This window comes from Nocardiopsis sp. RV163, assembly GCF_001029525.1.
Taxonomy (GTDB): Bacteria; Actinomycetota; Actinomycetes; order Streptosporangiales; family Streptosporangiaceae; genus Nocardiopsis; species Nocardiopsis dassonvillei.
This window is the reverse complement of sequence record NZ_LEKI01000006.1, coordinates 15,407-36,656: the sequence shown is the minus strand read 5'-3', so window position 1 is coordinate 36,656 and position 21,250 is coordinate 15,407. Positions and strand designations below refer to the sequence as shown.

The window sequence follows — 21,250 nt, the reverse complement described above, 5'->3', positions numbered from 1 at the left end:
CGTGCGGGGCGGTGCCGGCCTTGCGCTGGGGTGGGTCGCGGGCGGGCTGGCCGTGCTGCTCGCGGCGGCCCTGCTCGGCGTCTCCGCCGGAGCTGCCTCCCTCTCCTCGGCCGACATCGCCCGGCACCTGCTCAGCCTCCTGCCGTTCGGTACGCGGTCCCCCCTCACCGAACGGGAGGCGGCCGTCCTGGTGGAGCTGCGCCTGCCGCGCGTGGTGATGGGCGCGCTCGTCGGTGCCCTCCTGGCTACCGCGGGCGGCGCCTACCAGGGCGTTTTCCGCAACCCGCTGGCCGACCCCTACCTCCTCGGCGCCGCCGCCGGGGCGGGGCTCGGCGCTACGACGGTCATCGTCTTCGGCGCGCAGTTCAGCGACTCCCCGCGCGCCCTTGTCCCGGTCGCCGCGTTCGCGGGCGCACTGCTCGGAGTGGCCGCCGCCTACCTGCTCGGGTCCACCGCGGGCGGGGGCGGCACCGCCGCGCTCGTCCTGGCGGGCGTGGCCGTCTCCTCGTTCCTGTCCGCCGCCCAGACCCTCGTCCAGCAGATGGGCGTGGACGAACTCCAGCGCATCTTCGCCTGGCTGCTCGGCGGACTCGGCAGGGGCGGCTGGGACGACGTGCGGCTGGTCGCCCCGTACGCGGTGGTCGGGCTGGTCGTCCTGCTGGCCAGCGGCTACCTGCTGGACATGCTCGCCCTGGGCGACGACAAGGCGGTCAGCCTGGGACTGAATCCGGCCGCAGTGCGCATCGTGGTGATCAGCGCCGCGTCCCTGGCCACGGCCGCCGCGGTGTCGGTGAGCGGTCTGATCGGCTTCGTGGGGATCGTCGTCCCGCACGTCGTGCGCCGCCTGGTGGGCTCCAACTACCGGGCGATCCTGCCGGTCACCGTGCTCCTCGGCGGCGCCTTCCTGGTCCTGGTGGACATCGTCGCCCGGACCCTCGTCGCCCCCGCGGAACTGCCCATCGGCGTGGTCACCGCCTTCCTCGGCGCGCCCTTCTTCGTGCTCATCCTGCGCACCACGCGCCACCGCGGCACCTGAGCCCCCGCTGTCGCCGGTGGTTCCGGGGCGTTCGGGAAGGGGAGGGGTTCACCGGTACCCGCTTCGTTCTCAGCGCGCCACCCGGCCGTGACGCGAACGCGTCGCACACTCTGGAACACTGGAAGGTGCTATGGACATCACCTTGCTCGTCGCCATCATCATCGCCGTCGTGCTCCTGGCCGCCGGTGGGTTCTTCCTGGTCACGACCCGGCGCTCGGTCGAACCGGGCAAGGACGAGACCGAACCCGAACCCACCGGCGGCGCCGCCGGGGCCACCGCCGTGGAGGACCGGGAACGGGACTCGGGGACCGTCAGCACGCCCCCCGCCCAGGCGCCTCCGCCCGTGCGGGAGACCGTCGAGCCCGCCCCTCCGGAGCTGGAGACCCCGCCGCCGTCGGCCGGGCGCATGGTCCGCCTGCGCGCGCGCCTGGCCCGCTCGCAGAACGCCTTCGGCAAGGGCCTGCTCAACCTCCTGTCCTCCGACTCCCTGGACGAGGACACCTGGGAGGAGATAGAGGACACCCTCATCACCGCCGACATCGGCGTGGCCTCCGCCGCGCAGATCGTGGAGAACCTGCGTACCCGGGTCAAGGTCCTGGGCACCCGCGGCACGGAGGACGTGCGGGCGCTGCTGCGCGAGGAGCTGCTCGCCCAGATCACCACCGAGGCCGACCGAGCCGTGCGCACCGGCCCGCACGGCGGGCGCCCGGGCGTGGTCATGGTCGTCGGGGTCAACGGCACCGGCAAGACCACCACCACCGGCAAGCTGGCCCGCGTCCTGGTCGGCGACGGCCGCAGCGTCGTGCTCGGCGCCGCCGACACCTTCCGCGCCGCCGCCACCGAGCAGCTGGAGACCTGGGGCAGCCGCGTGGGCGCCCCGGTCGTGCGCAAGGAGGAGGGCGCCGACCCCGCCAGCGTTGCCTTCGACGCCGTGGCGCGGGGCGTCGAGGAGGGCGCCGACACCGTCATCATCGACACCGCCGGACGCCTGCACACCAAGACGGGGCTCATGGACGAGCTGGGCAAGGTCAAGCGGGTCGTGGAGAAGAAGTCCCAGGTGGACGAGGTCCTGCTCGTCCTGGACGCGACGACCGGGCAGAACGGCCTGCGCCAGGCCCGGGTGTTCGGCGAGGTCGTCAACGTCACCGGCATCGCCCTGACCAAGCTCGACGGCACCGCCAAGGGCGGCATCATCGTGCAGGTCCAGCGCGAACTGGGCGTGCCGGTCAAGCTGGTCGGGCTCGGGGAGGGCCCCGACGACCTGGCCCCCTTCGATCCCGAGGTCTTCGTGGACGCGATCCTGTCCACGGAGTGACGGGGGACACCACGACGCACGGCCGGACATCCGCAGGGGTGTCCGGCCTTTTCGCGCCCGCTCTCCTGGTGTCCGCGCCTCTCCGACCGGGCCTTCGGCGGCCGGAACGCGGATGTGGCGCACGACACGTGACGGAAACCCCGGTGCAACGCGCGGGCGCCGGTACCCGACCGCGCCCCCGCCGATCCCGTGAGATGTCACCTTCCGCAGTCGTTTAATCGCTCTCCGGTGGTGTGACGGGGGTCGCTCTGCGACGGTGCACGTGCGTTCGCGCGTACTGCGGCTTCGGTTCATGACGCCTTAACACTGCCGTCTGTCCTTTTACCGGCGCGCAACACACCTGGCCCTGGCGAGAAACACCCCGGTCCGACAGTTGCCTGCGTGGTGTTCTGCATCGGGCCCGATGATGCGCTCGCTGACCGCCGCCCTCACAGACACAATCCCCCGTCCGTCCTATGGAGGCGACGCAATGATTGACTCCGGCAACACGGCGTGGCTGCTGATCAGCGCAGCGCTCGTGATGCTCATGACCCCGGGCCTGGCCTTCTTCTACGGAGGCATGTCACGGGCCAAGAGCGTCCTCAACATGATGCTGATGAGCTTCGCGAGCATCGCGGTCGTGAGCGTGCTCTGGGTCGTCATCGGCCACTCGCTCACCTACTCCGACGGGCCCGGGGCGCTCGACACCTTCATCGGCGGCCTGGACTACGTCGGCCTGTCCAACCTGATCGGTGAGATCGAGCCCGCGGCCGAGGACGGCACCGGCGGCTACCCGCTGCTGGTCGACGCCGGGTTCCAGATGATGTTCGCGGTCATCACCGTGGCCCTCATCAGCGGCGCCATCGCCGACCGCGCCAAGTTCGGCGCCTGGCTGCTGTTCGTCCCGGTCTGGGCGCTCCTCGTCTACTTCCCCGTCGCACACTGGGTCTGGGGCGAGGGCTGGATCGAGCAGCTGGAGATCGGCGGCTACACGGTCATCGACTTCGCGGGCGGCACCGCGGTGCACATCAACGCCGGCGCCGCCGCGCTGGCCCTGACCTTCGTCCTGGGCCGCCGCAAGGGCTTCGGCTCGGAGTCGATGCGCCCCCACAACCTGCCGTTCGTCCTGCTGGGCACCGCGCTCCTGTGGTTCGGCTGGTTCGGCTTCAACGCGGGCTCCGCCTACGCCGCCGACGGCACTGCCGCCCTGGCCCTGGTCAACACCCAGGTCGCCACCGCCGCCGCCACCGGTGCTTGGATGCTCGTCGAGCGCATCCGCTACGGCAAGGTCAGCGCGCTGGGCTTCGCCTCCGGCGCCGTCGCGGGCCTGGTCGCCATCACCCCGGCCGCCGCCAACGTCACGCCGCTCGGCGCCATCGCCGTCGGCCTGCTCTCCGGCGCGGTCTGCGCCTACGCCATCAGCTGGAAGTTCAAGTTCAAGTACGACGACGCGCTCGACGTGGTGGGCATCCACATGGTCGGCGGCATCGTCGGCTCCCTGGTCCTCGGACTCGTCGCCGCGGGTGTGGCGGGCGGCTCCGACGGCCTGCTCTACGGCGGCGGCGTCGGCCTGCTGGCCGTTCAGGCCATCGCCGTCATCGGCGTCATGCTCTACTCCTTCGCCGTCACCTGGGTCATCGCCAAGGTCATCCACCTCGTCATCGGGTTCCGCATCCCCGAGGAGGTGGAGACCAACGGGCTCGACCACGAGCTGCACGCCGAGTCCGCCTACGCCTTCGACGAACTCGACGAGCTCGAGGACGCGACGGAAGCGGTCTCCCTGCCGACGCCTCCGGGCGGGGAGACGGCCTCGCCGAAGGCCAAGGCCTAGACCTCAGCGTCGAGGCCGCGGGCCTTGCGCCACTGACCCGGCGAGGTGTCCAGGGGCTGACGGAGAGAGATCTCCGTCAGCCCCGTTCGTGTGCTCAGCCACTTTTCATGGCATATATGAGCATTTCTGACACCGTATTGGCTGTGGCCTGTGTATCCGTTCGGTACCCTCTGAGCGGTAAGGCGGTAGAGCCCGGGCGCACGGCGCCCGACCGACGGCTCCGCCACGCGGGCGGCCCCGTTCCCGGCTCCCACCGAACAAGGGGCCCGCGGCACAACCGGGAGCCGCGCATGCGCATCCCACACCAGGAACGGGTCGGGGATCGGCGCGTCCACCCCGCCGTCCACCCGGAAACCATGCTGATTCGTACAGTGCCCCACATGTCGGGGTCAGGAGGCAAGATGGCGCCGGTTAGTCACATCACGGGTCGCAGAGGCGGGCGCGTGGCCCTCGCCGCCGCGGGCGCGGTCGTCGCCCTCGGCCTGTCCGGCTGCTCCATCGACCTCAGCCACCTGCGCCCCGGGGGCGGCGGCGAGGAGGAGCCCAGCCCGGAGGCCGCCGAGCCGGTGGCCGCCGCGCCGCTGATGGAGCAGGCCCTGGCCGACCTGGCCGCCTACCCGGCGCTCACCGCCACCGGGCAGGTGGCCGAGAGCGTCGGCTCCGCCGACGTGCGCGACGCCTCGCTGACCGTCGCCGACGGCGGCACGGCCAGCGGCACCGTCCGCGCCAACGGCATCGAGGCCGAGCTGATCAGCGCGGACGGCAGGATGTTCCTGCGCGCCGCGGAGGACTTCTGGCTCGACCAGGGTGTCTTCAGCCCCGACTTCGACGACTTCGACGGGAACTGGGTGCGGGCCTCCTCGGCCCAGGCCGGGTTCAACCCGAGCGCCTCCCTGGCCCCGCCGGAGCTCTCCGCCATCCTGGGCGGCATCGAGCTGGACTCGGAGGAGGCGGTCGAGGAGAACCTGGACGGCACGCTCACCCACCGGATCGACCTGGCGGGCGAGCGCAACCAGGTCTGGATCAACGCCGAGACCGGCCAGATCCAGCGCATCGCCATCGAGGAGCTCGTCCCCGAGGAGGCCGAGACCGGCCCCCAGGTCCGCCTGGACCTGGCCGAGGCCGAGACCGCCGCTGTCGAGGAGCTCTACGACGGCGTCACCACCGCCACCGAGGAGGAGCTGACCTCCTCCCGGGACGCCCGCATCGAGGTCGGCTGGGAGGGCAGCCCATCCATGACGTGCGAGGACGGGCCCAACTGCACCTGGACCGGGACCGTGCGCGACGCGGGCGGCGACGGCAGCGGCGAGGTGGCCGTGAGCATGGACGTCACCTTCAGCAACGCCGACATCGGCGAGCAGAACTGCGAGGACAGCGGCACCCTGGAGGCGGGCGGCACGCTGGAGCTCTCGTGCAGCGCCGACTACAACATCGTCAGCTCCGTCCAGCAGACCTACCCCATCGACGGTGAGGCACAGCTTTCCACCCGCGGCCTGACCGGCGGCCAGCAGGAGGAGATGCTGGCGGCCCTCGCCGAGCAGCGCGAGGCCACGCTGTCGGGTGGGGCCTCCCCCTCTGAGGAGGCGTCGGAGACGGCCGGGGAAGAGGGCGACTAGAGGTACCCGCGGGGCGCGGCCCCGAGCGCACGGCGGCCGAGGGCGGGGACGGCGTCCCCGCCCTCGGCGTTGTTCCGGCCCCGCCCGCCTCGTGATACTGCGAGGTGATCCCGGCCCGGTAGGCTGGGAGACCAACTCCGAGACGAAGGACTGGCCACACTCGTGTTCGAGACGCTTTCCGACCGGCTGACATCGGTCTTCTCCTCGCTGCGCGGTAAAGGGCGCCTGTCCGAGGAGGACATCAACGCGACCGCGCGGGAGATCCGTCTCGCGCTGCTGGAGGCGGACGTCGCGCTGCCGGTGGTCCGCGAGTTCATCGCGCGGATCAAGGAGCGCGCCCGGGGCGAGGAGGTCTCCAAGGCCCTCAACCCGGCCCAGCAGGTCATCAAGATCGTCAACGAGGAACTGGTCGGGATCCTCGGCGGCGAGACCCGGCAGATCCGCTTCGCCAAGAACCCGCCGACCGTGATCATGCTCGCGGGCCTCCAGGGCGCCGGTAAGACCACCCTGGCGGGCAAGCTCGCGCGGTGGCTGGCCGCCGACCGCAACACGCCGCTGCTGGTCGCCGCCGACCTCCAGCGCCCCAACGCCGTCACGCAGCTCCAGGTGGTCGGTGAGCGCGCCGGTACCCCCGTGTTCGCGCCCGAGCCCGGCAACGGCGTCGGCGACCCCGTCCGGGTCGCCCGCGAGTCCGTCGAGCACGCCCGCCGCAACAACCACAACGTGGTGATCATCGACACCGCTGGCCGCCTCGGCGTGGACAGCGAGATGATGCAGCAGGCCGCGGACATCCGCGACGCGGTCGACCCGGACGAGATCCTCTTCGTCGTCGACGCGATGATCGGCCAGGACGCGGTCAACACCGCGCAGGCCTTCCTCGACGGGGTCGGCTACGACGCGGTCGCGCTCACCAAGCTCGACGGCGACGCGCGCGGCGGCGCGGCCCTGTCCATCCGCCACATCACCGGCCGCCCCATCATGTTCGCGTCCACCGGCGAGAAGCTGGAGGACTTCGACCTCTTCCACCCGGACCGGATGGCCTCGCGCATCCTGGACATGGGTGACGTCCTCACCCTCATCGAACAGGCCCAGCGCACGTTCGACGAGGCCGAGGTCGAGAAGATGGCCTCGACCATGGCGTCGGACGAGGACTTCACGCTCGACGACTTCCTCCAGCAGATGCAGATGGTCCGCAAGCTGGGCCCGATCGGCAACCTGCTCGGCATGATGCCCGGCATGGGCCAGATGCGCGAGCAGATCGACAGCATCGACGACAAGGACCTGGACCGCATCCAGGCCGTCATCCAGTCGATGACCCCGGGCGAGCGCGCCAACCCCAAGATGATCAACGGCTCGCGCCGCCTGCGCATCGCCAACGGTTCGGGCACCCAGGTCAGCGATGTCAACGGTCTGGTCACCCGCTTCTTCGAGGCGCAGAAGATGATGCGCAAGATGAAGAGCGGCGGCATGCCGGGTATGCCCGGGATGCCGGGCATGGGCGGCGCCAACCGCAAGAAGGCCAAGGCCCAGGCGAAGAAGGCCAAGAAGGGCAAGCAGCGCAGCGGCAACCCGATGAAGGCCCGCCAGCAGGAGGCCGACCGTGCGGCCGAGCGCCAGCGCCGCCAGGAGGAGGGCGGCCAGCAGCCGCCGCAGCTGCCTCCGGGCCTGGGGGGCGGCGGCCAGCCCACGCTCCCGCCCGGCTTCGGCGGCCCCAACATGCCCGACCTGTCCAACTTCAAGCTGCCCAAGAAGTAGGCGCGGCCGGTACCGGACCTCGCGCCCGTCGGCCGAGCGCTACCATGCGTGTGGCGCAGCCGACCGCACCGCGGACGCGGGCGGGCCCAGGGCCCGCCCGCGTGCCCGCCTCCTCGGAGGCGGGCGGTTGGCGCCGCCCGGGAGACCGGGCGGGGCGGCCCGTCCACGTTCCGGGGACGGGCCGTCTCCGTGTCCGCCACCGATCCGTGCGCGGGTGTCGCCGGTGTCGTGTCCGGGGAACACGTCCGCGTCTGGCACAATGAGTAGTCGACTAACGGTGCCGGGCCAGCCCTCTAACTAGCCCGCCACCCACGTCTGTCCCGTCGGGTGCCGCAACCCCACGTGGTTTCGCCGCCGGGCGCCTTACACCGTTAATCGGGAGAAGACCACTCCAGTGGCTGTCAAACTGAAGCTCAAGCGTATGGGCAAGATCCGTACGCCCCAGTACCGCATCATCGTCGCCGACGCCCGCACCAAGCGGGACGGCAAGGCGATCGAGGAGATCGGCAAGTACCACCCCAAGGAGCACCCGAGCTTCATCGAGGTCGACTCCGAGCGGGCCCAGTACTGGCTGTCCGTGGGCGCCCAGCCCTCCGACGCGGTCAAGGTCCTCCTGCGCAAGACCGGTGACTGGCAGAAGTTCAAGGGCCTGCCCGCCCCGGCTCCGCTCCAGGTCGCCGAGGCCAAGGACCCCGAGGCCAAGGAAGCCGCCTTCCAGGCCGCTCTGAAGGAGCTCGTGCTCCCCGGCGCCGAGGGCAAGGGCAAGGGCCGCAAGTCCGAGAAGAAGGCGGACAAGGCGGACAAGGCGGACAAGCCCGCCGAGACCGCTGAGACCACCGAGACTGAGAAGTCCGAGGGCGAGGCCTGACGTGCTTGAAGAGGCGCTTGAGCACCTCGTGAAGGGGATCGTTGCGAACTCCGACGACGTCCAGGTGAGAGCCAAGAGGCTCCGCAAGGGCAAAGTCCTGGAGGTCCGGGTCCATCCCGACGACCTCGGCAAGGTGATCGGCCGCAACGGCCGCACCGCCAAGTCCCTGCGGACCGTCATCGGCGCCCTGGCCGGGGGCCGCTACGTCCGCGTGGACCTGCTGGACCTGCACGAAGTGCGCTGACGCGCCTCTCGGGGCGCCGACCGCCAGCGGTCGGCGCCCCGCACCCGTGCCCGGGACCCCGGGGCCCGTGCCCACCGCACGCGCCCGGTCCCGGGCACAGTTTTCTCACCCCCCGAGGGGCGGAAGGAAGAATCCCCATGCGACTCGTTGTCGGCCGGATCGGCCGTGCGCACGGAGTCCGCGGCGACGTCGCCGTGGACGTACGCACGGACGACCCCTCGGCCCGGTTCGCCGACGGCTCCGTGCTGGACACCGACCCGGCCGGGACCGGTCCGCTCACCGTCGTCTCCACACGCCGCCACAGCGGCCGCCTGCTCGTGCGCTTCGAGGGCGTGGCCGATCGCGACGCCGCGGAGGGGCTGCGCGGTACCGCCCTGCTCGTGGACTCGGAGGACATCCCGCCGCTGGACGACCCGGACGAGTTCCACGACCACGAACTCATCGGCCTGGCCGCGGTGACCACCGGCGCGGAGCCGGTCGGCACGGTCGCGGATGTGCTCCACCACGCGCAGGACCTCCTGGTGGTGACCACCCCGGACGGCGCGGAGGTGCTCGTGCCCTTCGTGGCGGCCCTGGTCCCCGAGGTGGACGTGGCCGGTGGCCGGATCGTCATCGACCCGCCGCCCGGCCTGCTCGACCTCGCCGACTGAAGGGGCGCGCCGTGCGTATCGACATCATCAGCATCTTCCCCGAGTACTTCGGCCCCCTGGACCTGTCCCTGATCGGCAGGGCCCGCGTGTCCGGGCTGCTCGACGTTCGCGTGCACGACCTGCGCTCGTGGACCCACGACCGCCACAACACCGTGGACGACACCCCCTACGGCGGCGGCCCGGGCATGGTGATGAAGCCCGAGCCGTGGGGCGAGGCGCTGGACGGGGTCGTGGGGGAGGGCTCCGCGCGGCTGATCCTGCCCACTCCCAGCGGCCGCCCCTTCCGGCAGGCCGACGCCGAGCGCCTGGCCAAGGAGGAGCGGCTGGTCTTCGGCTGCGGCCGCTACGAGGGCATCGACTCGCGGGTCGCGGCTGACGCCGCGGAGCGGATGCCCGTAGAGGAGGTCAGCATCGGCGACTACGTGCTCAACGGCGGCGAGTCCGCGACACTGGTGATGGTCGAGGCGATCACCCGGCTGCTGCCGGGCGTCCTCGGCAACACCGAGTCCGCGGTGCAGGACTCCTTCGCCTCCGGCGGCATGGAGAACCTCGTGGAGGGGTCCGTCTACACCAAGCCCGCCTCCTGGCGGGGCCGGGAGGTGCCGCCGGTGCTGCTGTCGGGCAACCACGGCGCGGTGGACCGCTGGCGCCGCGACCAGGCCCTGCGCAAGACCGCGCGCAACCGCCCGGACCTGGTGGAGGCCCTGCCCGAGGAGGCGCTGGACCGGCGCGACCGGGAGGTCCTGGCCGAGGAGGCCGTTCGAGACGCCACCTGAGATGTGGCAAACTGGGTGGGTTCCCCTCGGTGACCGGCGGCATCCGCATGCCGGCGGTACGACGTCGGCCTCTGTGACGGTCACCCGGGCGGTTCGACAGTACAGACCCATTCGGGCCCTCGCCCGCGTACCCCCTCCCCGCCGGGGAGCAGGACGCGGAGCGCTATCGATGAGGATTCGCGAGATGCACACCGCCATTCAGGAGCTGGAGAAGGCCCAGCTTCGTTCCGACGTCCCGGAGTTCCGTCCGGGTGACACCCTCAACGTCCACGTCCGTGTGACCGAGGGCAACCGTACCCGTGTCCAGGTCTTCAAGGGCGTCGTCATCCGCCGCCAGGGCTCGGGCAACCGCGAGACCTTCACCATCCGCAAGGTGAGCTACGGCGTGGGCGTGGAGCGCACCTTCCCGATCCACACCCCGGCCATCGAGAAGTACGAGGTCGCCGCACGCGGCCGCGTGCGTCGCGCCAAGCTGTACTACCTGCGCGACCTGCGAGGCAAGGCCGCCCGCATCCGCGAGCGCCGCTAGTCCGCGACCGGGTGGCCCGGGGCTTCCTCCCGGCGTTTTTCCGTGTCGAATCTCTCCGCTCCCGCCAGGGAGGCAGGATAGGCTTCGGCTCGATGAGCAAAGACGAGAAGGACCTCGGCTCGGACGGGGTCCAGGACGAGGAATCCGCCCAGCCCGGTCCGGAGGAGCACGACTCCGCCACTGGCTCCCGAGCTCATGAGAGCTCGGGAGCCAGTGCTGTCTCCGGTACCGACGGCGAGGAGTCGGAGGAGGGGGCGGACGACGAGATGAGCAAGTCCCAGAGCACCGAGAAGAAGGGGTCGTTCTGGAAGGAACTCCCCGTCCTGATCGTGATCGCCGTGGTCCTGGCGTTCGTGATCAGGACCTGGCTGGTGCAGGCCTTCTACATCCCCTCCACCTCTATGGAGAACACCCTCCTCGTCGGCGACCGGGTGCTCGTCAACAAGGTCGTCTACCAGCTCCGCGACATCGAGCGCGGCGAGGTGGTCGTCTTCGACGGCAACGGGTCCTGGGACGACCCGAACACCGTGTCGGTCCCGGAGCCCACCAACCCCGTCTCGGCCGGGTTCACGTGGGTGCAGCAGCAGCTTGGCGCGGCGCCCACGGGCAAGGAGTACATCAAGCGGGTCATCGGCCTGCCGGGTGACACCGTGGAGTGCTGCGACGAGCAGAACCGCGTCCTGGTCAACGGGGTCCCCCTCGACGAGGAGGCCTACCTGTACCCGGGCAGCGTGGCCACGCACACCGAGTTCGGCCCGATCGAGGTGCCCGAGGGACACCTGTGGCTGATGGGGGACCACCGGGCGATCTCCTCCGACTCGCGGCTCAACCAGAACAACCCCGGCGGCGGTGCGGTCCCGATCGACCACGTCGTGGGGCGGGCCTTCGTGATCATCTGGCCGTTCGGCCAGGTCGGCCCGCTCAGCGTCCCGGAGTCCTTCGAGGAGCTCAACGCCGCGGACGGGTGACGCGCCGCGGGCGGTCCGGCGAGAAAATCCTCACGGCGGAGTACACGGGGCCCTTCCGTGACGCATGATGGAGGCTGGACGGTATCGGCGTCCCCGACGCGCGGGGCCGCCCTCGACCGGGAACATCCCGGCCGTCGGCGGTGTCCGGGTGGAAGGGGACCGGCACACCACGACCGGAGAGTGCGACGAAAGCGAGCGCGTGGATGAGTTCTGAGGACCTGGAGAAGTACGAGGCCGAGATGGAGCTCCAGCTCTATCGCGAGTACCGCGACGTCGTCGGTCTGTTCAGCTACGTGGTGGAGACCGAGCGGCGGTTCTACCTCACCAACCACGTCGACCTCCAGCCGCGTTCGACCGAGAACGGGGAGATGTACTTCGAGGTCGTGATGGAGGACGCCTGGGTCTGGGACATGTACCGTCCGGCCAGGTTCGTCCGCAACGTTCGCGTGGTGACGTTCAAGGACGTCAACGTCGAGGAGATCACCAAGGCCGACCTGGAGATGCCGCCCGCCGAGGGCGGCGCGCAGAGCTGATCCGGCCGCCGGGCGGCCGGGGAGACCCCCGGGTTCCGGCCCCCGGGACGCGCCCCCGGACGACGCCGGTCTTTTCCACAGGAGGGGACAGGCCCTGGCGCCGTGAACGGCGATCACCGACCGTGGTTACGGGAGGTGGTCGACCATGGACCGGTGGGCCGAGTACCGAAGGACGCTGGGCGGCCGTGGCGAGGACCTCGCCGTGGCCTTCCTCCGACGCGCCGGGATGCGGGTGGTCGCCCGCAACTGGCGCATCCCCGACGGGGAGATCGACATCGTGGCCCGGGACGGCCCCGTGCTGGTCGTCGCGGAGGTCAAGACGCGTACCTCCGTCCGGTACGGGCACCCGGTGGAGGCCATCACCCCCGACAAGCGGCGCCGCCTGCGCCGCCTCGGGCACGCCTGGGCGGTCCGGCACCGGGTGTCCTCCCACCCCCTGCGCGTGGACGGCGTCTGCGTCCTGATCAGCGGCGGGCGCGTGTTCGTCTCCCATGAGCGGGGGATGGCATGATGACGCTCGCCCGCACCCGCTGCATCGCCCTGCTGGGCGTCCGGGGGCACATCGTCGAGGTGGAGGTGCACCTGGGCGGCGGCGACTTCGGGGTGACCCTGGTGGGGCTGCCCGACGCCGCGCTCCGTGAGGCCAGGGACCGCATCCGCGCCGCCGTCGTCAACAGCGGCGAGGAGTGGCCCAGCGGCCAGATCGTCATCAGCCTGTCCCCGGCCAGCCTGCCCAAGTCCGGGAGCCTGTTCGACCTGGCCATCGCCGCCGCCGTCCTGGCGGCGGCGGGCTCGGTGCCGGTGGAGCGGCTGCAGGACAGCGTCCTCATCGCCGAACTGGGCCTGGACGGCCGGGCGCGGCCGGTGCTGGGGGTCCTCCCGGCGGTCGTGTCGGCCGCCGAGCAGGGCTACCGCAGGTTCGTCGTCGCGCGGGGGAACGCCGCCGAGGCCCGGCTGGTGCCGGGCGCCGAGGTGACGGCGGTGGACAGCCTGATGGACCTGTGCCGGTGGCTGCGCGGGGAGTACTCCCCCGAGGCGCACGAGGAGGAGGCCGTGCCCCGCCCCCGGGAGCCGCGCGGCCAGGGGCCAGACCTGTCCGACGTCCTGGGCCAGCCGGTGGCCCGACGCGCGGTGGAGATCGCCGCGGCCGGAGGCCACAACCTCATGATGCTGGGACCTCCCGGCACCGGCAAGAGCCTGCTCGCCGAACGCCTGCCCACCGTGCTGCCCCCGCTCAGCCCAGCCGAGGCTCTGGAGGCCACCGCGATCCACTCGGTGGCGGGCATGCTGCCGCCCGGCGCCCCCCTTGTCACCGCTCCCCCCTTCGCGGCGCCGCACCACACCTCCACCCGGGCCTCGATCATCGGCGGCGGCAGCGGCTACCCCACGCCCGGCTGGGTGTCCAAGGCCCACCGCGGCGTGCTCTTCGTCGACGAGGCCCCGCAGTTCGGGCGCGGGGTGCTGGACTCCCTGCGCGAACCCCTGGAGCGCGGCGAGGTGGTCCTGGCCCGGGCCTCCTCGACGGTGACCTTCCCGGCCCGCTTCCAGCTCGTGATGGCCGCCAATCCCTGCCCCTGCGCCAAACCCGGCGCCCTGTGCACCTGTCCCGCCGGTGAGCGGCGCCGCTACTTCTCCCGCCTGTCCGGGCCCCTGCTGGATCGGATCGACCTCAAGGTGGAGCTGCAACCGGTGTCGAGGGCCGAGCTGCTCGCCGACCGCGTCTTCGCCGAGTCCTCCGAGGTGGTGGCCGCCCGGGTGGAGAAGGCCCGCGCCCGCGCCGCCGAGCGGCTGGCGCACACGCCCTGGACCACCAACGCGGCCATCCCCGGGGCGCCGCTGCGCAGGGAGTTCCCGGTGGAGTCCTCCGCACTGCGGGTGCTGGGCAGAGCGATGGACCTCGGACAGATCAGCGCCCGGGGGGTGGACCGCGCACTGAGGGTCGCCTGGACCCTGGCCGACCTCGCCGACCGGGACCGCCCCGGCGAGGAGGAGGCGGCCTACGCCTTCGCGCTCTGGGCGGGGCGCGCGTGGTGAGCACGGACACGGAGAAGGGGAGCGGGGGAACGGTGCGGGACGCGGAGGACGAGGCGGACGCGCGGGCGCGGGCCTGCCTGACGGCGGTGGCCCCGCCGGGGGATCCGTGGCTGGGCGCGATGCTCGCCGAGCACGGCGCGGAACGGGTGTGGGCGCTGCTGGTGGCGGGGGCGCACCCGCCACCGGTGCCCGTCGGAGCCGGGGAGGACGGCCCGCGGCCGGAGGCGCAGACCCTGCTGCAACGCAGGTGGGCGCGGTGGGGCGCCGCGGCACGGACGGTGGACCCCGACGGACTGCTCGGCGACTCGGCGGCGTCCGGCATCCGCTTCGTGGCACCGCGGGACCCCGAGTGGCCCGGCCGCCTCGACGAGCTGGACCTGCCCGGCGGGCGGCGCCCGCACGGACTGTGGGTGCGCGGCGCGGGGGACCTGCGTCACCTGTGCCTGCGCTCTGTGGCCGTGGTGGGCGCGCGCTCGGCCACGTCCTACGGGGAGCACGTGGCGGCGGAGATGGCCTACGAACTGGCCGAGCGCGCGGTCGTGGTGGTCTCCGGCGGGGCCTACGGGATCGACGGGGCCGCGCACCGGGCGGCCCAGGCCCACGGGGGCACGGTCGTGGTGCTGGCCTGTGGGCTGGACGTGGACTACCCGCGCGGGCACGCGGGCCTGTTCGCCGACGTCGCCCGCACCGGGGCGCTGGTGAGCGAGCGGCCGGCGGGCGCCACCCCGCGCGCACCGGACTTCCTGGTCCGCAACCGGCTGATCGCCGCGCTCACACCGGGCACGGTGGTGGTGGAGGCCGGACGGCGCAGCGGGGCGCTGAACACCGCCTCGCACGCCGCTGAGCTCAACCGGGTGCTGATGGCGGTCCCCGGCCCGGTCACCTCGGCGATGTCCGCGGGCTGCCACCTGCTGCTCCGCGACTGGAACGCGGGCTGCGTCACCTGCGCGGACGACGTCGTCGCCCAGGTGAGCGCACTGGGGGAGCTGCCGCCGGAGTCCGGGCCGCTGCGGGTGTCGGCCGAGCTCGACCAGGACAGCGCCCGGGTCCTGGCGGCGGTGCCCCGGTCCGGTGCCGGACCGGCGGTGATCGCCGTGGCCAGCGGGACCCGCCTGGAGAGGACCCTGCGCTCCCTGGGGATGCTGGCCGCGGCCGGGCTGGTGGAGCGCTGTCCCGCGGGCTGGCGGCTGCCGCAGTGAGCGCGCACGGGCGGTCGCGGCCAGCGGCCCGCTCACAGCGTCCGCCGACGGTACGGAGAGGTCGGGGGCCGCCGGAGCGCTGCGGGGCCGGGGCGGTGAGGAGCCGTGGACGGCCTCGGCCTGTCCGGTCCGGCGCAGAGGCGTCCCGCCCGCCGCGTACGCTCCGCGTCCCGCTCCGGTCCGTGGGGCCCTCCGGCGCGCGGGGAGGCGAAGCCGGTACACGGGCCCCGGCCGGGGGCGGCACGCGGACCGGCGCGCGGCGACGGTAGCGCACCCCGCGGGGCGGGTACGGTGACGCCATGACCAAACCCTACAGTGACGCCCTGGTGGCGGACGGGCCGCTGCTGTTCGTCTCCGGACAGACCCCCGAGGGGCCCGGGGGAGAGGTCGCCGGAGACGTCGGGGGGCAGACGCGCCAGATCTTCCGCAACCTGGAGGCCGTCCTGTCCCGCCACGGCGCGGACCTGGGCCACCTGGTCAAGCTCACCTACTACCTGCGCCACATCTCCGACCTGGAGGAGTTCCGCTCTGCCCTGGCCGAGTGCCTGCCCGACGGACACCCGCCCGCAGCTTCCCTGGTGGAGGTGAGCGGTCTGGTCGACCCCACCTACCTCGTGGAGGTCGAGGGGGTCGCCTGCCTGCCTTCCGGGAGGTAGGCGTGCTGGAGCGCTTCGCCGCGCACCTGTCGGGCGAGCTGGGGCGCTCGCCCCACACCGTGCGCGGCTACTTGGCCGACCTGCGCTCCCTCCTGGCACACCTGGAGGAGCGGGGACGGGGCGTGCGGGACCTGGACGTGGACCTGGTGCGCGGATGGCTGTCCCGTGCCCGCGACGCGGGCGCCGGCCGGGCCACCGTGGCCCGCCGCGTGGCCGCGGTCCGCGCGTTCACCCGGTTCCTGCACCGCGAGGGCGTGCTGGCGGCCGACCCCGGTCCGCGCCTGGCCAGCCCGGCGCAGCAGCGCTCCCTGCCCACGGTGCTCGACGAGCGCCAGGCCGCCTCGGCGTTCGCGGGGGAGGCCGAGCAGACCCCGGTCGGCCTGCGCCGCCGCGCGGTGGTGGAGACGCTCTACGCCACCGGCGTGCGCGTCGCAGAGCTGTGCGCCCTGGACCTCGCCGACGTGGACCGCGAACGCGATACCGTGCGGGTCCTGGGCAAGGGGGCCAAGGAGCGCACGGTCCCCGTGGGCGGTCCGGCCCTGGACGCCCTCGACGCCTGGCTGTACGGCGGGCGCCCGGAGATGGCGGGTGCCGCCAGCGGCTCCGCGCTGTTCCTGGGGGCGCGGGGCGGCCGCCTCGGCGTCCGCCAGGCCCGCGAGGACGTGCACGCCCACCTGCGCGCCGTCGGCGCTGACAGCGCGCCGCACGGTCTGCGGCACAGCGCGGCCACCCACCTGCTCAACGGCGGCGCCGACCTGCGCAGCGTGCAGGAGTTCCTCGGCCACGCCAGCCCGCGCAGCACGCAGATCTACACCCACGTGTCCGTGGAGCGCCTGCGCGACACCTACCGCCGGGCCCACCCCCGCGCCTGATCGCTCGCCGCACCGCCTCGGTCCCGTCTCGGTCCGCCCGGTCCGCTTACCGTGCGCCCGCGTCCCTCCCCCGCAGCGGTGGTCTTGAGGACGCGGACGCGACACCGCCCGCGCAGGGCGGGGCGGCCCGGAGCGCGGAAGCCGTCCGCTCCGCGGCCGGTACGGCGTCGGCGGGGCCGTCCGAGCCCGTGCGGCGACGCGGTCGGCGGGACCGGCAGCAGGCGGAACCGCGCCAGGCCGAGCAGGGAGAGCGGATCGAGGTAGTCGTCGCCGCGGAGCAGGCCCCAGTGCAGGCAGGGGCGGTCCGGGCAGTGCGGCGGTGCGGCGGCGAGCGTGCCCAGGACGTCCCCGGGGGCGATCGGGGCGCCGCGGACCAGGTCGGACTCCACCGGCAGGTAGGTGGTGCGCAGATCGCCGTGCGCCACGCTCACCAGCGGTGCGCCCGCCACCCGGCCCGCGAAGTGCACCCGCCCGGCCCCGGCGGCGCGGACCTCCCGGCCGGGTTCCGCGGCCAGGTCCACGCCCAGGTGCCCCGACAGCCAGCGCTGTTCGGGCGGGTCGAAGGAGCGCAGCACCTCGACCGGCGGGTCCACCGGCCAGCGCCAGTCGGCCTCGGCGGGGTGGTGCGGGGACAGGAGCGAGAGCGCCAGGGACAGGGTCAGGAGCAGCGAGGGGGCCATACCTCCAGGGTCCGGGCGCGGGGGCCGCGACGCCAGGGGGAGCCCGGGCCTGTGGACGATCCCGCCGCGGAAGGGGCTCGACGCGGCGCAGGTCCCGACGTATTCCCGATGGAGATAGAATCGTCTGTGGCCCGTCGGGCCGATCACAATACGCACGTCCACGAGCCTCCTCAGCGAGGGGCCGCACCCACGGTCCGCGCCGCCTCCGGGCGGTGCGGCGGTACGGCCGGGGCGTCAGGAACAACCGAGGGCGGGGTTCCCTCCCCGCCACCTCAAGGAGGACCAGGTCATGGCCACAGTCGTGACGATCCGCCAGCTCCTGGAGAGCGGCGTCCACTTCGGGCACCAGACCCGTCGCTGGAACCCCAAGATGAAGCGCTTCATCTTCACCGAGCGCAACGGCATCTACATCATCGACCTCCAGAAGTCGCTGGCCTACATCGACCGCGCCTACGAGTTCGTCAAGCAGACGGTCGCCCACGGCGGCACCGTCCTGTTCGTCGGCACCAAGAAGCAGGCGCAGGAGGCCATCGACGAGCAGGCCCGCCGCGTCGGCATGCCCTACGTCAACCAGCGCTGGCTGGGCGGCATGCTCACCAACTTCTCCACCGTGCACAAGCGGCTCCAGCGCCTCAAGGAGCTGGAGGAGATCGACTTCGACGACGTCGCCGGCTCCTCGCTCACCAAGAAGGAGCTCCTCAACCTTCGCCGTGAGAAGGAGAAGCTGGAGCGCACCCTCGGCGGTATCCGCGACATGTCCCGCGTGCCCAGCGCGGTCTGGATCGTGGACACCAAGAAGGAGCACATCGCGATCAGCGAGGCTCGCAAGCTGAACATCCCGGTGGTGGCCATCCTGGACACCAACTGCGACCCGGACGAGGTCGACTACCCGATCCCGGGTAACGACGACGCCATCCGCAGCGTCAGCCTGCTCACCCGCGTGGTCGCCGACGCCGTCGCCGACGGTCTCATGGCCCGCTCGGGCGCCTCCGAGGCCTCCGGCGAGCGCAAGTCCGCCGAGGAGCCCCTGGCCGAGTGGGAGCGCGAGCTCCTGGAGGGCAAGGCCGACTCGGGCCAGGCCACCGCCGAGGCCGCCGAGACCGCGGCCGAGCAGGCTCCGGCCGAGACCGCCGCCGTCGCCCCGGCCGACGAGGTCGCCGCCGAGGCCCCGGCCGAGGCCACCGCCGAGGACTCCCCGGTCGACGCGCCCGCGAAGGCCCCCGACGCCGAGTAGTCCCGTGCCTCCGAGCACCGTCGCCGCCCCGCCGCCCCCGGCGGGGCGGCCGCTCGGTGCCCGGGACCGGATCAGCTCCACTTTCCGTACAGACTCTCCACTCCAAGGGAATCCGAGAACAGTCATGGCGAACTTCACCGCCGCGGACGTCAAGAAGCTGCGCGACATGACCGGCGCCGGCATGATGGCCTGCAAGAAGGCCCTGACCGAGGCCGACGGCGACTTCGACAAGGCCGTCGAGGCCCTGCGCGTCAAGGGTGCCAAGGACGTCGGCAAGCGCGCCGAGCGCACCGCCGCCCAGGGCATGGTCGTCCTCAAGCAGGAGTCCGAAGGCAAGGCCACCCTCGTCGAGCTCAACTGCGAGACCGACTTCGTCGCCAAGAACGACCAGTTCATCGCGCTGGTCAACCAGGTCGCCGACTTCGTCGCCGCCCAGGACAGCGACGACCTCGCCACCGTCGCCGCCGCCGAGATCGAGCCGGGCAAGACCCTCCAGGCCTTCATCGAGGCCAAGAGCGCGGTCATCGGCGAGAAGCTGGAGTTCCGCCGCTTCGCCAAGTTCGAGGGCGCCTACGTCGCCAGCTACCTCCACAAGTCCGACCCGGACCTGCCCCCCACCATGGGCGTCCTGGTCGAGCTGGACAAGGCTGACGAGGAGGTCGGCAAGGACCTCGCCCAGCAGATCGCCGCGCTGGCCCCGCAGTACATCGGTCGGGACGACGTTCCCGCCGAGGTCGTGGAGAACGAGCGCCGCATCGCCGAGCAGACCACCCGCGAGGAGGGCAAGCCCGAGCAGGCCATCCCCAAGATCGTGGAGGGCCGCCTCAACGGTTACTTCAAGGACGTGACGCTGCTCGGCCAGCCGTTCGTCAAGGAGAACAAGAAGACGGTCCAGAAGGTCGTCGACGAGGCCGGCGTGACCGTCAAGCGCTTCGTCCGCTTCAAGGTCGGCCAGGCCTGAGGTTTTTGAGATGATGGAGGTGCCGGGGAGACTGCTCCCCGGCACCTTCGGTGGATATGGGCGGGTGGCGGGGCGCGTGAACCCGGCCGGCCGCAGCGATGATCACTCGGGGGACCCTGTGCCGCTCGGGGACGACAAGGGAGGCCACAGGCTGTGAACGAAGCGACGAGCACCGAACCGGCGATGCACGGTTCCGGGTGGAAGCGCGTGATGCTCAAACTCTCCGGCGAGGCGTTCGCGGGCGGTGGCGGCCTGGGCATCGACACCGAGGTCGTCCAGTACGTGGCCGAGTCCATCGCCGAGGCGGTCTCCGAGGGCATCCAGGTCGCCGTGGTCGTCGGCGGCGGCAACATGTTCCGCGGGGCCCAGCTCACCGAGGGCGGCATCGAGCGCGGACGCGCCGACTACATGGGCATGCTCGGCACCGTCATCAACTGCCTCGCCCTCCAGGACTTCCTGGAGCGGCTCGGTGTGGACACCCGCGTGCAGACCGCGATCCACATGAGCCAGGTCGCCGAGGCCTACATCCCCCGCCGCGCCGTCCGCCACCTGGAGAAGGGCCGCGTGGTCATCTTCGGCGCCGGTCTGGGCGCACCGTTCTTCTCGACCGACACCACCGCCGCCCAGCGCGCGCTGGAGATCGGCGCGCAGGCGGTCCTCAAGGGCACCCAGGTCGACGGGGTCTACGACTCCGACCCCCAGCGCAACCCCGACGCGGTCAAGTTCGACAAGCTCAACTACAACGAGGTCCTCACCCGCGGCCTCAAGGTCATGGACGCCACCGCGGTCAGCCTGTGCATGGACAACGGGTTGCCCATCGTGGTGTTCGACCTGATGAGCCAGGGCAACATCCTGCGCGCGGTGCGCGGTGAGAAGATCGGCACCATCGTCGGGCCGACCCCGGTCTAGACAGCCTCCGCGACCACAGCAAGCCACGACACCAGGGAGCGCCCACATGATCGAAGAGACCCTCCTCGAGGCCGAGGAGAAGATGGAGAAGGCCGTGACCGTGGCGAAGGAGGACTTCGCCACGATCCGTACCGGCCGCCCCACCCCGGCGACCTTCAACAAGATCACCGTCGACTACTACGGCGCCCGGACGCCGATCAACCAGCTTGCCTCCTTCTCGGTCCCCGAGCCGCGCATGGTGGTCATCTCGCCGTTCGACGTCAACTCGCGAACCGACATCATCAACGCCATCCGCAACAGCGACCTGGGTGTGAACCCCTCCGACGACGGCCAGGTCATCCGCGTGGTCTTCCCCGATCTGTCCGAGGAGCGCCGCAAGGAGTACGTCAAGGTCGCGCGGACCAAGGCCGAGGACGGCAAGGTCTCGATCCGCAACGTCCGCCGCCGCGCCAAGGACACCTTCGAGAAGGCCGTCAAGTCCGGCGACATCGGCGAGGACGAGGCGCACCGCGCCCAGGCCGAGCTGGACGAGCTGTCTTCGAAGTACGTCGCTTCCGTCGACGAGCTGCTGAAGCACAAGGAATCGGAACTGCTCGAGGTTTAGC

The 21,250-nt window shown here is 72.2% G+C and carries 22 protein-coding genes; 21 read left to right on the top strand and 1 reads right to left on the bottom strand.

The annotated features are described in order from the left end of the window. Position 1: 1 nt before the first annotated feature. The 17 genes from ABD54_RS02190 to ABD54_RS02110 all read left to right on the top strand — a co-directional run bounded on the left by ABD54_RS02190 (position 2) and on the right by ABD54_RS02110 (position 16,861). Positions 2 to 1,036: an iron ABC transporter permease gene (locus ABD54_RS02190; protein WP_047867750.1), complete on the top strand. Its 1,035-nt coding sequence runs from the start codon at positions 2 to 4 to the stop codon at positions 1,034 to 1,036. Between the two features lie 130 nt (positions 1,037 to 1,166). Beyond that, the gene (gene ftsY, locus ABD54_RS02185; protein ID WP_047867749.1) at positions 1,167 to 2,351 is read left to right on the top strand and encodes a signal recognition particle-docking protein FtsY; all 1,185 of its coding nucleotides are present in this window, start codon (positions 1,167 to 1,169) and stop codon (positions 2,349 to 2,351) included. 469 nt (positions 2,352 to 2,820) lie between these two features. Further along, positions 2,821 to 4,161 carry an ammonium transporter gene (locus ABD54_RS02180; RefSeq protein ID WP_047867748.1) on the top strand — a complete coding sequence of 447 codons (1,341 nt, stop codon included), beginning with the start codon at positions 2,821 to 2,823 and terminating at the stop codon, positions 4,159 to 4,161. A 401-nt stretch (positions 4,162 to 4,562) separates the two neighbouring features. Then, complete coding sequence (locus tag ABD54_RS02175) at positions 4,563 to 5,777, top strand: hypothetical protein (RefSeq protein WP_047867747.1); 1,215 nt, start codon at positions 4,563 to 4,565, stop codon at positions 5,775 to 5,777. 162 nt (positions 5,778 to 5,939) lie between these two features. Then, entirely contained in the window at positions 5,940 to 7,532 is a 1,593-nt protein-coding gene (ffh, locus tag ABD54_RS02170; RefSeq protein WP_047867746.1) for a signal recognition particle protein, read from the top strand. 394 nt (positions 7,533 to 7,926) lie between these two features. After that, positions 7,927 to 8,400 (top strand): 30S ribosomal protein S16, encoded by a 474-nt coding sequence (gene rpsP, locus ABD54_RS02165; RefSeq protein ID WP_047867745.1) that lies wholly within the window; start codon positions 7,927 to 7,929, stop codon positions 8,398 to 8,400. 1 nt (position 8,401) lies between these two features. Continuing rightward, positions 8,402 to 8,644, top strand: a complete 243-nt coding sequence (locus tag ABD54_RS02160; protein ID WP_013151282.1) for an RNA-binding protein — start codon at positions 8,402 to 8,404, stop codon at positions 8,642 to 8,644. A gap of 137 nt (positions 8,645 to 8,781) precedes the next feature. Continuing rightward, on the top strand, positions 8,782 to 9,294 hold the full coding sequence (rimM, locus tag ABD54_RS02155) for a ribosome maturation factor RimM (RefSeq protein WP_047867744.1): 513 nt from the start codon (positions 8,782 to 8,784) through the stop codon (positions 9,292 to 9,294). A gap of 11 nt (positions 9,295 to 9,305) precedes the next feature. After that, positions 9,306 to 10,070, top strand: coding sequence for a tRNA (guanosine(37)-N1)-methyltransferase TrmD (gene trmD, locus ABD54_RS02150; protein ID WP_047867743.1), 765 nt, complete (start codon positions 9,306 to 9,308; stop codon positions 10,068 to 10,070). A 184-nt stretch (positions 10,071 to 10,254) separates the two neighbouring features. Next, the gene (rplS, locus tag ABD54_RS02145) at positions 10,255 to 10,599 is read left to right on the top strand and encodes a 50S ribosomal protein L19 (RefSeq protein ID WP_019608682.1); all 345 of its coding nucleotides are present in this window, start codon (positions 10,255 to 10,257) and stop codon (positions 10,597 to 10,599) included. 92 nt (positions 10,600 to 10,691) lie between these two features. After that, entirely contained in the window at positions 10,692 to 11,567 is an 876-nt protein-coding gene (lepB, locus tag ABD54_RS02140) for a signal peptidase I (protein ID WP_047867742.1), read from the top strand. Positions 11,568 to 11,770: 203 nt separating this feature from the next. Next, positions 11,771 to 12,100 carry a DUF2469 domain-containing protein gene (locus ABD54_RS02135; RefSeq protein WP_047867741.1) on the top strand — a complete coding sequence of 110 codons (330 nt, stop codon included), beginning with the start codon at positions 11,771 to 11,773 and terminating at the stop codon, positions 12,098 to 12,100. 145 nt (positions 12,101 to 12,245) lie between these two features. Beyond that, complete coding sequence (locus ABD54_RS02130; RefSeq protein ID WP_047867740.1) at positions 12,246 to 12,611, top strand: YraN family protein; 366 nt, start codon at positions 12,246 to 12,248, stop codon at positions 12,609 to 12,611. Next, on the top strand, positions 12,611 to 14,134 hold the full coding sequence (locus tag ABD54_RS02125) for a YifB family Mg chelatase-like AAA ATPase (protein WP_047867786.1): 1,524 nt from the start codon (positions 12,611 to 12,613) through the stop codon (positions 14,132 to 14,134). The genes ABD54_RS02130 and ABD54_RS02125 overlap by 1 nt, the downstream gene beginning before the upstream one ends. Beyond that, the gene (gene dprA / locus ABD54_RS02120; protein ID WP_394324526.1) at positions 14,131 to 15,333 is read left to right on the top strand and encodes a DNA-processing protein DprA; all 1,203 of its coding nucleotides are present in this window, start codon (positions 14,131 to 14,133) and stop codon (positions 15,331 to 15,333) included. Before ABD54_RS02125 ends, dprA begins: the two co-directional genes overlap by 4 nt. Positions 15,334 to 15,632: 299 nt before the next feature. Beyond that, positions 15,633 to 15,989 carry a RidA family protein gene (locus tag ABD54_RS02115; RefSeq protein WP_047867739.1) on the top strand — a complete coding sequence of 119 codons (357 nt, stop codon included), beginning with the start codon at positions 15,633 to 15,635 and terminating at the stop codon, positions 15,987 to 15,989. A gap of 2 nt (positions 15,990 to 15,991) precedes the next feature. After that, entirely contained in the window at positions 15,992 to 16,861 is an 870-nt protein-coding gene (locus tag ABD54_RS02110; RefSeq protein WP_047867738.1) for a tyrosine recombinase XerC, read from the top strand. Here ABD54_RS02110 and ABD54_RS26895 read toward each other — a convergent pair. Continuing rightward, positions 16,834 to 17,541 (bottom strand): M23 family metallopeptidase, encoded by a 708-nt coding sequence (locus ABD54_RS26895; protein WP_082166641.1) that lies wholly within the window; start codon positions 17,539 to 17,541, stop codon positions 16,834 to 16,836. The two genes, ABD54_RS02110 and ABD54_RS26895, sit on opposite strands and share 28 nt — an antisense overlap. A gap of 289 nt (positions 17,542 to 17,830) precedes the next feature. Here ABD54_RS26895 and rpsB point away from each other — a divergent pair, with 289 nt between their 5' ends. The 4 genes from rpsB (at position 17,831) to frr (ending at position 21,249) form a co-directional block, all read left to right on the top strand. Further along, positions 17,831 to 18,775 (top strand): 30S ribosomal protein S2, encoded by a 945-nt coding sequence (rpsB, locus tag ABD54_RS02100; protein ID WP_047867737.1) that lies wholly within the window; start codon positions 17,831 to 17,833, stop codon positions 18,773 to 18,775. A 124-nt stretch (positions 18,776 to 18,899) separates the two neighbouring features. Next, positions 18,900 to 19,736, top strand: a complete 837-nt coding sequence (tsf, locus tag ABD54_RS02095) for a translation elongation factor Ts (RefSeq protein WP_017566252.1) — start codon at positions 18,900 to 18,902, stop codon at positions 19,734 to 19,736. A 183-nt stretch (positions 19,737 to 19,919) separates the two neighbouring features. Further along, the gene (gene pyrH / locus ABD54_RS02090) at positions 19,920 to 20,645 is read left to right on the top strand and encodes a UMP kinase (RefSeq protein ID WP_047867783.1); all 726 of its coding nucleotides are present in this window, start codon (positions 19,920 to 19,922) and stop codon (positions 20,643 to 20,645) included. A gap of 46 nt (positions 20,646 to 20,691) precedes the next feature. Beyond that, positions 20,692 to 21,249 carry a ribosome recycling factor gene (gene frr, locus ABD54_RS02085; RefSeq protein ID WP_047867736.1) on the top strand — a complete coding sequence of 186 codons (558 nt, stop codon included), beginning with the start codon at positions 20,692 to 20,694 and terminating at the stop codon, positions 21,247 to 21,249. Position 21,250: the final 1 nt, after the last annotated feature.